Here is a 12,029-nt window from a genome sequence, read left to right on the forward strand (position 1 = left end):
CCGGCTAGGATGACCCACGTGACAGCCCGCGCACAGCGACACCAGCGCACGCACCCACCGACCTGGTGGGCGCGGGCGTTCGTCGTGCTCGGGCTGCTGGCGGGCGTTCTCGCGATGCACGGCCTCGGGCCGGGCGGCATGTCCGCCGGGATGACGGACGCCTCCCACCATGGCCACCAGGCTCAGCGGATGGCCATGCAGGCAGGGCCCGCCGACGAATCCGTCTGCCACGGCATGGGTTCGCACGGCGGCCACGCCCACCACGCCGACGCGACCTGCGCGTCCGGCGCCGTCCCGGCGGGCCACACGTTCCCCGCCCTCACACCCGACCCGGCCGGCGCCCCGGTCCCGGCCGCCCGCGCCGACCGCTCGCTGCCCCGCTCCCCCGAGGGCGCCAGAGCACCACCGTCCCTCGCCGAACTCCAACTCCTGCGGATCTAGAGGTCACCGCACGTCTCCGGCGTGCCCCGCGTACCTCAATTCCCTTCTCCACAGCAGGAGTTCCATCATGCGCAAAACCCGTAGGACCCTCGTCGTCATGGCCGCCACAGCCGCGCTCGCCCTGACCGCGTGCGGTGGCAAGGACAGCACCAGCACCGGCAGCACCACCAGCGGCAGCACGGCCGAGGACCACAACGCCCAGGACATCACCTTCGCGCAGGGCATGATCCCCCACCACAAGGGCGCCCTGGAGATGGCGGAGGAGGCGGCCGACAAGGCTTCGTCGGCCGAGGTCAAGTCCCTCGCCGCCCGCATCGAGAAGGCTCAGGCCCCGGAGATCGAGACCATGTCGGGGTGGCTGAAGAGCTGGGGCAAGGACGTCCCGGCGTCGACGGAATCGATGCCCGGTATGGAGGACATGGAGTCGATGCCGGAGATGAACCACGGTTCGGCGGCCGAGGACTTCGACAAGGCGTTCCTCGCCATGATGATCGAGCACCACAAGGGCGCCGTGACGATGGCCACCACCGAGAAGGCCAAGGGCGAGTACGGCCCCGCCACCTCCATGGCCGACGACGTCATCCGCACCCAGAACGCCGAGATCACCGAGATGAACAAGCTCCTCGGCAAGAACTGACCCAGACACCGCTGGTGAGCCGGCCGACCGCCGCTACCGGGCCGGCCGGTTCACCCTTCCCCGCCCACCGTGAACCCGATGACCGCCCCGCCCCCGTCCCGCCGGTTCGCGAAGGGCGCCCCGCCGTGCGCGATCGCCACCTCGCGCACGATCGACAACCCGAGGCCCGAACCCGGGAGGCTACGGGCGTCGGCGGCACGGTAGAACCGGTCGAACAGGCGCATGAGATCGCCCTCGGCGACTCCGGGCCCGCGGTCGAGCACCTCGACCCGGATCGCGCTCTGCCGTCCGCCGGTCCGTGCCCGTTCCGGCCCGGTGACCGCGATCTCGATCGGCGTCGTGCCGCCCCGGTCGAACTTCGCCGCGTTCTCGACGAGGTTGGAGATCGCGCGCTGGAGCGCGGCGGGGCGGGCGTCGGCGGCCGTCTCACCGCTCACCCGGACGACGACCTCCCGCCCGGTGCGCCGCCGGGCCACCACCGCGACCTCGTCCGCGATGTCGGCGAGGTCGATCCGCTGCTTGGGCTCGGCGTCCGACTGACCGGCCGCCAGATCCACCAACTCGTTGACCAGATCGGTGAGTTCACGCGCTTCGAGGGCCAGGTCGTCGACCAGGTCCTCCCGGGTCGCGGGCGGCAGCTCGTCGATGCGGCGCAACAGCGAGATGTTCGTACGGAGGGAGGTGAGCGGGGTGCGCAGCTCGTGCCCCGCGTCCTGGACCAGTCGGCGCTGGTCCTCCTCCGACTGGGCGAGCCGGCCCAGCATGCGGTCGAAGGACCGGCCCAGGCGGCCCACCTCGTCGGACCCGGTCACCGGCACCTGGATGCCGAGCCGGCGGGTGCGGGCGACGTCCTCGGCGGCGGAGGCGAGGATGCGCAGCCGGTGCGTGATCCGCCGGGCCAGCCACCACCCGAACAACCCGGCCGCGACGACGACCGCGGCCATCATCAGGATCGTCCGCTGCTGGAGCTCCCGCAGCAGGTCCTCCGTGTCGCTGAACTCCTGGGCGACCTGCACCGCGCCCCGCCCCACGTTCCGCTCGCCGCCCAACGAGACGGTCGCGACGCGATAGACGTCCTGGCCGACGGCGACGTCCTTGTGCTGCACGGCCAGTCCGGCGACCGGGGAGGCGGCGATCCGGCGGTCCTCGGCGGTGACGGGCAGCGCCGGACTGCCGCTGTCGATCACCTCACCGGCCGGCCCGAGCACCTGCACATCGGTACGGCTGGGCCGGACGATGTCGTGCCCCGGCTCGGACGACGAGAAGTCCTGCGGCGTCATCGTGTTGTGCCGCACCTCGTCCTGGAGGTCCTGCACGACCTCGGCGAAGGCGGACTGCTGGTCCACCCGGACCAGCCGCGCGGCGGCGTCGTACGACAGGAACCCGACCAGCACCGTCACCCCGGCGGCGACCGCGGCGAACGACACGGCGAAGGTGGTCCGCAAGGAGGCCAGTCCCGCCCTCCGCAGGGTCACTCAGTCCTCCCGGAGGACGTAACCCACGCCTCGCACCGTGTGGATCAGTTGCGGCGCGCCCGGCTCGTCGAGCTTGCGGCGCAGATAACCGACGTACACGGCGAGGTTCTTCGAGCCCGGACCGAAGTCGTAGCCCCAGATACGGTCGTAGATCGTCGAGTGGTCGAGGACGATCCCGGCGTTGCGCACCAGCAGTTCCAGCAGCTCGAACTCGGTCCGGGTCAGCTCCAGCTCCCGCGTCCCGCGCCACACCCGCCGTGCCTGGAGATCCATCCGCAGCCCGGCCGCGGCGAGCTGCCGCTCGGGAACAGCGGGTTCCCTCAGCACGGGGGAGGCGGGCACTCCGAGGGGGGCGACGCCCTTGGGAGGGCGCTGCTCGCCGGCGCCGGTGCGCCGCAACAGCGCACGGAGCCGGGCGAAGACCTCCTCGACGTCGAACGGCTTGACGACGTAGTCGTCGGCGCCCGCGTCCAGGCCCGCGATCCGGTCGGCGGTCTCCACGAGCGCGGTGAGCATCAGGATCGGCGTACGGTCCCCCTCGGCGCGCAGCACCCGGCACACCTGGAGCCCGTCGATGCCGGGCATCATCACATCCAGGACGAGTACGTCCGGCGGGGTGCGATGCGCCTGGGCGAGCGCCTCGACGCCGTCGGCGACCGCGGTGACCCGGTAGCCCTCCAGGGTCAGGGCCCGCTCCAGGGCATGGCGGATGGCACGGTCGTCCTCAGCGAGCAGCACGGTTTGGGGCACCCGCCCAGTGTGCCAAGGGGGGCTCTTACTCGCCTCTCACCCTGACCCTCACCCTCACCCTCACCCGCGTTCTCAACTCCGGAGCGCGTTCAGCTGCTGCTCGAACGGGACTACCTCGAACCCACCCGCCAAGGGCTTCGGCACCGGGGGCCGCTGTGCCGACAGCCCTGACAGCCCCGACACCAGAGCCGTCAGCTCCCCCGCCGCCCGCTCGATCCGCTCCGCGAGCCCCTCCGCGCCCCAGTCCTCCGACGCCGCGTACACGGCCGTGGGCACCACCACGGCCCTCAGATACGCGAACAACGGCCGCATCGCGTGCTCCAGCACCAGCGAATGCCGGGCCGACCCGCCGGTCGCGGCGACCAGCACCGGCTTCCCCGCCAGCGCGTCCTTCTCCAGCACATCGAAGAACGACTTGAACAGGCCGCTGTACGAGGCCGAGAACACCGGTGTGACCACGATCAGCCCGTCCGCGCGCGTCACCGCGTCGAGCGCGTCCGCCAGCTTCCGTCCCGGGAAGCCGTTGGTGAGGTTGTGCGCGATGTCCACGGCCAGCTCGCGCAGTTCCACGACCTGGATGTCGACGGCCGGACCTGCCTTCCGGTCCACCGCGGCGGCCAGCCGGTCGGCCAGCAGCCGGGTGGACGACGGAACGCTCAGCCCCGCCGAGACGACGACGAGCTTCATACGGCGGTCTCCTCCTTCTGCTGCTCCTGCTCCTTCCGCGCGGCGGCCAGCAGGGACGCGTGGGTCGGCGCGTCCGGCACATCGGCCGCCCGCCCCTTGGCGAACTCCGCCCGCAGCACCGGCACGACCTCCTCGCCGAGCAGGTCGAGCTGCTCCAGCACCGTCTTCAGCGGCAGCCCCGCATGGTCGACCAGGAACAGCTGGCGCTGGTAGTCACCGGCGTACTCCCGGAAGGCCAGCGTCTTCTCGATGACCTGCTGGGGGGACCCGACGGTCAGCGGGGTCTGGTCGGTGAAGTCCTCCAGGGAGGGCCCGTGCCCGTACACCGGCGCCTCGTTGAAGTACGGCCGGAACTCGCGTACCGCGTCCTGCGAGTTCTTCCGCATGAACACCTGGCCGCCGAGCCCGACGATGGCCTGCTCGGGAGTCCCGTGCCCGTAGTGCGCGTACCGGGACCGGTAGAGCTCGACCATCCTCTTCGTGTGATCGGCGGGCCAGAAGATGTTGTTGTGGAAGAAGCCGTCGCCGTAGTAGGCCGCCTGTTCGGCGATCTCGGGCGAGCGGATCGACCCGTGCCAGACGAACGGCGGTACGTCGTCCAGGGGCCGGGGTGTCGACGTGAACCCCTGCAACGGCGTCCGGAACTTCCCCTCCCAGTTCACGACGTCCTCGCGCCACAGCCGGCGCAGCAGGGCGTAGTTCTCGACGGCGAGGTTGATGCCCTCACGGATGTCCTGCCCGAACCAGGGGTACACCGGGCCGGTGTTCCCGCGGCCCATCATCAGGTCGACGCGCCCGTCGGCCAGGTGCTGGAGCATCGCGAAGTCCTCCGCGATCTTCACCGGGTCGTTGGTGGTGATGAGGGTGGTGGAGGTGGAGAGGACCAGCTTCTCGGTCTGCGCGGCTATGTAGCCGAGCATCGTGGTCGGGGAGGAGGGCACGAACGGCGGGTTGTGGTGCTCACCGGTGGCGAACACGTCGAGCCCGACCTCCTCGGCCTTGAGCGCGATGGCGACCATGGCCTTGATGCGCTCGCGTTCGGTCGGCGTACGTCCCGTGGTCGGGTCCGGTGTGACGTCGCCGACGCTGAAGATCCCGAACTGCATGGTCGCTCACCCTCCAGGTTGTTAACTCTTCAACTATAGCGTCCGGGTGCGACAACCGCGCCCCTTCCAGAGGTATTCCATGCCGTGCTAGAAAGCGGCGGAGGATGATTTCCATCTCACGAGAACGAGGTTCTTGCATGAGTGTGCCGAGTACGACGAATACGACGGGTGCGACGAATACGACGAGTGCGCTGCGAGCCGTGGTGGTCGGGGCGTCGAGCGGTCTGGGCCGGTGCACGGCGATCGACCTCGGCAGCCGGGGCAACCACGTCGCCCTGCTCGCCCGCAGACACGACCGCCTCGTCGACGCGGCCAGGGAGGCGGGCCCCGACGCACTCGCCATCGCCTGCGACGTCACCGACGAGGAGTCCTGCCGGACGGCCATCGAGGAGGCCGCCGACGGACTCGGCGGCATCGACGCCCTCGTCTACACCACCGGCATCGGCCCCCTCGCCCCCGTCGAGAAGACCGACGCCGACACCTGGCGCCGGATCATGGACACCAACGTGATCGGCGCGGCCCTCGTCACCAACACCGCGCTCCCCCACCTCTCGGCAGCCGCGGGCACCGCCGTCTACCTCTCCACGGTGGGCGCGTCCATCACGCCCGCCTGGCCCGGGTTCGCGGGCTACCACGTCAGCAAGGCGGCCCTGGAGAAACTCGTCGAGGCATACCGGGTCGAACACCCCTCCGTCGGCTTCACCCGGTTCGTGGTCAGGGACTGCGGGGGCGGCGACGGGGACTCCCGCACCGAGTTCAACAACGGCTGGGACATGACGTACGCCGCCGAGGTCGTACCCGTCTGGCGGCAACGCGGCTACCTGACCGGCGACCTGCTCGACGTCTCCGAGTTCCTCCGCACCCTGGACGCCGTACTGCGCTGCGGCGGCACCATCCCCGAGGTGACGGTGACCCCGCGCGCGAGCCGGAAACCGTAGGCGCCGACAGAGAACGTCAGAAGTAGTACGCGTCCCCGGTGTCGAGCACGAGCACTCGCTGCCGGTCGTTGCCCCGGTTGCGGTCCACGACACCGCCGCTCCAGACCGTGCCGATCTCCAGCGCCACCTCGGCGGGCATGCCCCGAAGCCGCACCCTCAGCCCGATCTGCTCGCCCACACCGTCGGCGGCCAGCGCCCCCGTCCGGCACACGACCACCCGCGCTCCCAGCCGCGCGCACCCGTCCGGCAACTGCTGCCGGGCGGCCAACGGCACCGACCAGGTCAGCTGTACGGTCGCGTCGGCGACGGCGGACGGCCCGTGATTGCGCGGGGTCACCCGCAGGTCGATCCGCCCACGTTCCAGCGAGACGGCCCCGTGATACGCGAGATCCGCCTCGGGCCCCTCACTGTCGGCACCGGCGAACCCCCCGACCCCGACCAGACCGACCGTGGTCAAACCCGCCACCAGCCCACGCACCCAAACCCGCATGCTCACACCACCCACTCCTCGCCCGGAAGACCATCACCGTCGTCGAAGCGATGTATCCCACCTGACGCGCCCCGCAGGCGCCCTCCAACAGGTGACGGTGGGAACAGAGGACGGCGAGAACCGGGACCGGGGACGGCGAGCGAACGTGCGAAGCTGCCCGCATGTCGTCGGTCCTGCGCTCCGTAGCCCTGTTCGTCATCGCCGCCCTGTTCGAGATCGGCGGCGCGTGGCTGGTCTGGCAGGGCGTACGGGAGCACCGCGGCCGGTTGTGGATCGGCGCGGGCGTGCTGGCCCTGGGCGCGTACGGGTTCGTCGCCACCCTTCAGCCCGATGCCCAGTTCGGCCGCATCCTCGCGGCGTACGGCGGAGTCTTCGTCGCCGGTTCACTGGCCTGGGGCATGGCCGCGGACGGCTACCGCCCGGACCGCTGGGACGTGACGGGCGCACTGATCTGCCTCGCGGGCATGGCCGTGATCATGTACGCCCCACGAGGCGACTGACGGACCGACTGACGTGCGGACGAACGGACCGACGAACGAAGGCAGCCTGGTCAGGCGAGCTCGTCGGGCAGCAGCCCGAGCTGTCCCAGGAACTCCATCTGGTCGAAGTAGAGCCGGTAGTCGACGATGTGACCGTCCCTGACCGTCGCGACGTCGACACCCCGGATGCGGATCTCCTTCTGCGTCGCCGGCAGGTGGTCGCCGGAGGGCAGCGGGATCGGCCCGGTGTTCCGTCCGCTGAAGTAGCCCTCGTCGACGGCGGTGTCGCCGATCTCGTACGCGTGCACGGACTCGTACGTCGCCTCGGGCACCGCGTCCGTCATCTGCCGCCAGTACTCGACGATGTTGTCGCGCCCGTGGATCTCCCCGCCGTCGGGGGTGACGGCGACCGCGTCGGGCGCGTAGATCTCGGCGACGGCCTTGAGATCGGGCGTCGAGGTGAGCGCCTCCGTGAGCCGGTCCATGACGTCACGTGCTTCTCCCATGATCCACCTCCGTTGCCGCGGATCACCCACCTCATTTTCCCACCGCCGCCAGGTCCCGGCAGCACGGCGCGGGCCCACCCTCCGGACACCCCGCCGCCCGTCGGCCCCGCCTGCCTATCCTGGACAGCGCGACCCTCACCCCGAGCACCCCGAAACCCGAGGAGCAGTTCCATGGCCAGCGCCGCCCCGTCCGCCGCCTCCCGCATCGCCGTGATCACCGGCGCGAGCAGTGGAATCGGCGCCGCGACGGCCCGCCGACTCGCCGCCGCCGGTTACCGGGTCGTGCTGACGGCCCGCCGCAAGGACCGTATCGAGGCGCTGGCCGAGGAGATCAACGCGACGGGCGGCCAGGCCACGGCGTACCCCCTGGACGTCACCGACCGCACGGCGGTCGACGAGTTCGCGACCGCCTTCAAGACGATCGGCGTCCTCGTCAACAACGCGGGCGGCGCACTCGGCGCCGACCCGGTGGCCACCGGCGACCCGGCCGACTGGCGCCAGATGTACGAGACGAACGTCATCGGCACCCTCAACCTCACCCAGGCCCTCCTCCCCGCCCTGACGGCGAGCGGCGACGGCACGATCGTGGTCGTCTCCTCCACCGCAGGCCACGGCACGTACGAGGGCGGCGGTGGCTACGTCGCCGCCAAGCACGGCGCCCACGTCCTCGCGGAGACACTGCGCCTGGAGATCGTCGGCACCCCGGTCCGGGTGATCGAGATCGCCCCGGGCATGGTGAAGACGGACGAGTTCGCCCTGACCCGCTTCTCCGGCGACACGGAACGGGCGGCCAAGGTCTACGAGGGCGTGGCCGAGCCCCTCACCGCCGACGACGTGGCGGAGACGATCACCTGGACGGTGACCCGCCCCAGCCACGTCAACGTGGACCTCCTGGTCCTGCGCCCCCGCGCCCAGGCGTCGAACACGAAGGTCCACCGGGACGCGTGATGACGGATCCGACGGACGGCGCAGAGGACACAGAGGACACAGAGGCCACAGAAGCCCGCGACCGGGACCAGGAACAACAGCTCCTGGCCCTGGAGAAGAAGCGCGAACGGTACGTCTGGTACTACCTCGCGTACTTCCTCTTCGGCATCCACCTCGTGGCGTTCGTGATGATCTACGCGGTGAAGCACGCCCCCAAATAGGAGGCGTGCTTCGGGGCGTCAGCCCTTCACACAGACGACCTGCTTCAGCTTCGCCACGACCTCCACCAGGTCCCGCTGCTGGTCGATCACCTGCTCGATCGGCTTGTAGGCACCCGGGATCTCGTCCACGACGCCGGAGTCCTTACGGCACTCCACGCCCCGCGTCTGCTCCTCCAGGTCCTTCGTCGAGAAGCGCTTCTTCGCCGCGTTGCGGCTCATACGCCGGCCGGCACCGTGGGACGCCGAGTTGAAGGACTTCTCGTTCCCGAGGCCCTTCACGATGTACGACCCCGTGCCCATGGAACCGGGGATGATCCCGTATTCCCCGGACCGGGCGCTGATCGCACCCTTGCGCGTGACGAGGAGGTCCATGCCCTCGTACCGCTCCTCGGATACGTAGTTGTGGTGAGCGCTGATCTCCGGTTCGAAGCTCGGCTTCGCCTTCCGGAACTCCTTGCGGATCACGTCCTTCAGGAGCGCCATCATGATCGAGCGGTTGTACTTCGCGTACTCCTGCGCCCAGAAGAGGTCGTTGCGGTAGGCCGCCATCTGCGGGGTGTCCGCGATGAAGACGGCGAGGTCGCGGTCGATCAGCCCCTGGTTGTGCGAAAGCTTCTGGGCCACGCCGATGTGATGGTCTGCCAGCTCCTTGCCGATGTTGCGGGAACCGGAGTGGAGCATCAGCCAGACAGAACCGGTCGTGTCCGTGCATACTTCGACAAAATGGTTGCCGCTTCCGAGCGTTCCGATCTGCTTCGTGGCACGTTCCTGACGGAACTTCACCGCATCCGCAACCCCGTCGAACCGCCCCCAGAAGTCCTCCCACCCCCCGGTGGCGAACCCGTGCAGCCGCCCCGGATCCACGGGACTGTCATGCATCCCCCGCCCCACCGGAATCGCCTCCTCGACCTTCGACCGCAGCCGGGACAGGTCACCCGGCAGGTCGTTCGCCGTGAGCGACGTCTTGACGGCGGACATCCCGCAGCCGATGTCGACCCCCACCGCCGCCGGGCACACCGCACCCTGCATCGCGATGACCGACCCGACCGTCGCCCCCTTGCCGAAGTGGACGTCCGGCATGACGGCGAGGCCCTTGATCCACGGCAGCGTCGACACGTTCCGCAGCTGCTGCATCGCGACGTCCTCGACCGACGCCGGGTCGGCCCACATACGGATGGGTACCTTCGCGCCCGGCACTTCCACGTACGACATATCGTCCTCATTCCCCCGAAAATCCAACAGAAGTCTTTAATCGCAAAACCGGCGCCAAGGTCAACGAAAGGGATGCCGGACCGGCGTTCACGGTGGTGCGTGCGATACACATTGTCTGCCGGTGACGCCCCCGTGCGGCAAGTGAATAACCAGCGGGGACACTGGAGCGAGCACCGTCCACAAAGATCGTCGAGAGGAACCTGACCGTGCAGCGGAAGGCCTACGTACCCGGCGTCGCCGCCCTCCTCGCGGCGTTGCTGGCCGGCTGCACCAGCGGCTCGGGCAGTGGTGACACCGCCGAGGACGCCAAGCCCGGCGACAGCGGCACCACGACCGCCGCGGCGCAGCCCGGCCGCTACCTCACCCTCCCCGAGCCCTGCGGCGCGGTCGGTCGCGGCACCCTCGACTCGCTGCTGCCCGGCATCAGGCAGATCACGGACGAGGACCAGCGCGAGCAGGCGTACGAGGGCGAGTCGACCCTCACGTACAACACGGACCGCAAGGTCGGCTGCCGCTGGAAGGTGGAGTCCACGGACGCCACCGACCATCTCCTCGTCGACTTCGAACGCGTGGTGTCGTACGACAACTCGGTGAGCGACGACAGTCAGGCGACGGACCTCTTCGCGACCAAGGTGGCGGACGCCGACCTCCCGGAGCCCGTCGCCTCCACCACCGCGACCGCCACCGAGTCCGCGTCCCCGCCCGCCACCGCGTCCGGCTCCCCTTCCTCCTCCGCCGCCGCCACCGACGCGGCGTCGGCCTCCGTCTCCCCGGACGCCGACGCCGACACCGAGTCGGCCGCCGCCCTCCAGCCCCGCCTCCTGGACGGCCTCGGGGACGAGGCGTTCCTCGACGACGAGCTGACCTCCGCCGGTTCAACCGCCCAGCAGCGCACGGTGACTGTGGCGTTCCGCACGTCCAACGTGATCGTGACCATCGAGTACTTCGAGCAGCCGACGGCGCTCGGCACCGTGCCCGACAGCAAGGAAATGCAGGACAGGGCACAGAAACTGGCCTCGCAGCTGGCCGGCGCGTTCGACTAGGAACCGGCGCGTGCCCCTTCGCACCCGCCCTCCGCAAAGGGCGTGAAGCAAGGCAGCGCGCCCCCCTCACCGCGTACCGTGGCCCCTCGGACCCGATCCGACCGCAGGAACCGAGAGCCGCAGGAACCAGAGCGCGATGAGTGAAGGAACCATGCACCGACCCGCACAGCGAGACCAGCGCAGCCGGAACAGCAGCCTGAACACCGGAGTGACGACGAGGCGGCTGCACCGCGCCCTCGCCACCCTGGCCGCCGTCCCCGTCATCCTCCTCGTGGCCGTCGGCTGCTCCTCCGACTCGGGATCCGATTCCGGGTCGGGGTCCGGTTCCGCCGACAACGCGGCGCAGGAGACGGCCGGTGCGGGCGAGACGGTGAGCGCGTCGCCGACCGTGCAGGCCGCGGCGTACCAGAAGCTTCCGGAGCCCTGCACGGTGCTGTCGACGAAGACGCTGAAGGACCTTGTCCCGAAGGGTGTGAAGTCGGGCAAGGAAGGATCGTCCAACGACACGTCCACGCGCGGCAGTTGCTCATGGACGAGCCTCGTGAACAACGGGGTGAAGGGCTCCCAGTTCCGCTGGCTGAACGTGTCGCTGCTGCGCTTCGAGTCGACCGCGTCACGCGGCTCCGGCGACGAGCTGGCGCAGGCGTACTACGACAGCCAGGTACAGGACGCCGAGTCGACGGCGGGTGCGAAGAACACCAGGTCGGAGGCGGTGACCGGGGCCGGCGACGCGGCGACGTCCGTGCACTACGACCTGAAGAAGAAGGAAGGGTCCTTCCGGCAGCAGACGGTGGTGGTCCGGGTCGAGAACGTCGTCGTGACCCTCGACTACAACGGTGCCGGGCTCGCGGGCGAGAAGACGCCGAGCGCGGACAGTCTGACGAAGGCTGCGGTGAAGGCCGTCAAGGAGGCCGTCGCGAAGGTGTCCTCGGCGAACGGCGAGGGCGGCTCGGGCACCCCTGCCCCGACGAACTCCCCTACCTCGTCGGCGAGTTCGTCACCGAAGCCGAGCGCTTCACCGTCCAAGGCTGCGTCCAAGGCACCTGCCTCGTCCGCGTCCCCCTCAGCGTCGAAGAAGAGCTGACCTTGTCTCGGCAACACGTACGCCGTACACATG

General features: G+C 70.0%; 15 protein-coding genes. 8 read left to right on the top strand and 7 right to left on the bottom strand.

Features of this window, described 5'->3' with window-relative positions:
• The first annotated feature begins 9 nt into the window (after positions 1–9).
• Both OHN74_RS17590 and OHN74_RS17595 read left to right on the top strand, forming a co-directional pair.
• Positions 10–441, top strand: coding sequence for a DUF6153 family protein (locus tag OHN74_RS17590; RefSeq protein ID WP_327695489.1), 432 nt, complete (start codon positions 10–12; stop codon positions 439–441).
• A gap of 67 nt (positions 442–508) precedes the next feature.
• The gene (locus tag OHN74_RS17595; protein ID WP_327695490.1) at positions 509–1,078 is read left to right on the top strand and encodes a DUF305 domain-containing protein; all 570 of its coding nucleotides are present in this window, start codon (positions 509–511) and stop codon (positions 1,076–1,078) included.
• Positions 1,079–1,128: 50 nt separating this feature from the next.
• On the opposite strand, the gene OHN74_RS17600 is transcribed toward OHN74_RS17595, so the two are convergent.
• The 4 genes from OHN74_RS17600 to OHN74_RS17615 all read right to left on the bottom strand — a co-directional run bounded on the left by OHN74_RS17600 (position 1,129) and on the right by OHN74_RS17615 (position 5,096).
• Positions 1,129–2,553, bottom strand: a complete 1,425-nt coding sequence (locus tag OHN74_RS17600; protein ID WP_327695491.1) for a sensor histidine kinase — start codon at positions 2,551–2,553, stop codon at positions 1,129–1,131.
• Positions 2,554–3,291: a response regulator transcription factor gene (locus tag OHN74_RS17605; RefSeq protein WP_327700169.1), complete on the bottom strand. Its 738-nt coding sequence runs from the start codon at positions 3,289–3,291 to the stop codon at positions 2,554–2,556.
• 84 nt (positions 3,292–3,375) lie between these two features.
• Positions 3,376–3,990, bottom strand: coding sequence for an FMN reductase (locus OHN74_RS17610; protein ID WP_327695492.1), 615 nt, complete (start codon positions 3,988–3,990; stop codon positions 3,376–3,378).
• Complete coding sequence (locus OHN74_RS17615; protein ID WP_327695493.1) at positions 3,987–5,096, bottom strand: LLM class flavin-dependent oxidoreductase; 1,110 nt, start codon at positions 5,094–5,096, stop codon at positions 3,987–3,989. The genes OHN74_RS17610 and OHN74_RS17615 overlap by 4 nt, the downstream gene beginning before the upstream one ends.
• Positions 5,097–5,233: 137 nt before the next feature.
• On the opposite strand from OHN74_RS17615, the gene OHN74_RS17620 reads away from it, so the two are divergent.
• A complete protein-coding gene (locus OHN74_RS17620) occupies positions 5,234–6,034 on the top strand; it encodes an SDR family oxidoreductase (RefSeq protein ID WP_327695494.1) in 801 nt (266 codons plus the stop codon).
• A gap of 16 nt (positions 6,035–6,050) precedes the next feature.
• On the opposite strand, the gene OHN74_RS17625 is transcribed toward OHN74_RS17620, so the two are convergent.
• Complete coding sequence (locus tag OHN74_RS17625) at positions 6,051–6,524, bottom strand: hypothetical protein (RefSeq protein ID WP_327700170.1); 474 nt, start codon at positions 6,522–6,524, stop codon at positions 6,051–6,053.
• Between the two features lie 161 nt (positions 6,525–6,685).
• On the opposite strand from OHN74_RS17625, the gene OHN74_RS17630 reads away from it, so the two are divergent.
• Positions 6,686–7,024: a YnfA family protein gene (locus OHN74_RS17630; protein ID WP_327695495.1), complete on the top strand. Its 339-nt coding sequence runs from the start codon at positions 6,686–6,688 to the stop codon at positions 7,022–7,024.
• A gap of 50 nt (positions 7,025–7,074) precedes the next feature.
• On the opposite strand, the gene OHN74_RS17635 is transcribed toward OHN74_RS17630, so the two are convergent.
• Positions 7,075–7,509 carry an ester cyclase gene (locus OHN74_RS17635; protein ID WP_327695496.1) on the bottom strand — a complete coding sequence of 145 codons (435 nt, stop codon included), beginning with the start codon at positions 7,507–7,509 and terminating at the stop codon, positions 7,075–7,077.
• A 171-nt stretch (positions 7,510–7,680) separates the two neighbouring features.
• Between OHN74_RS17635 and OHN74_RS17640 the strand changes: the two genes are divergently transcribed.
• Positions 7,681–8,457, top strand: coding sequence for an SDR family NAD(P)-dependent oxidoreductase (locus OHN74_RS17640; protein WP_327695497.1), 777 nt, complete (start codon positions 7,681–7,683; stop codon positions 8,455–8,457).
• On the top strand, positions 8,457–8,657 hold the full coding sequence (locus OHN74_RS17645; protein WP_327695498.1) for a hypothetical protein: 201 nt from the start codon (positions 8,457–8,459) through the stop codon (positions 8,655–8,657). Before OHN74_RS17640 ends, OHN74_RS17645 begins: the two co-directional genes overlap by 1 nt.
• An 18-nt stretch (positions 8,658–8,675) precedes the next feature.
• Here OHN74_RS17645 and OHN74_RS17650 read toward each other — a convergent pair whose 3' ends face one another.
• Entirely contained in the window at positions 8,676–9,869 is a 1,194-nt protein-coding gene (locus tag OHN74_RS17650; RefSeq protein ID WP_327695499.1) for an RtcB family protein, read from the bottom strand.
• A gap of 206 nt (positions 9,870–10,075) precedes the next feature.
• On the opposite strand from OHN74_RS17650, the gene OHN74_RS17655 reads away from it, so the two are divergent.
• Positions 10,076–10,912 (top strand): DUF3558 domain-containing protein, encoded by an 837-nt coding sequence (locus tag OHN74_RS17655; RefSeq protein ID WP_327695500.1) that lies wholly within the window; start codon positions 10,076–10,078, stop codon positions 10,910–10,912.
• Positions 10,913–11,063: 151 nt separating this feature from the next.
• Positions 11,064–11,996 carry a DUF3558 domain-containing protein gene (locus tag OHN74_RS17660; RefSeq protein WP_443060404.1) on the top strand — a complete coding sequence of 311 codons (933 nt, stop codon included), beginning with the start codon at positions 11,064–11,066 and terminating at the stop codon, positions 11,994–11,996.
• Positions 11,997–12,029: the final 33 nt, after the last annotated feature.

The organism is Streptomyces sp. NBC_00459 (genome assembly GCF_036013955.1).
Taxonomy (GTDB): Bacteria; Actinomycetota; Actinomycetes; order Streptomycetales; family Streptomycetaceae; genus Streptomyces.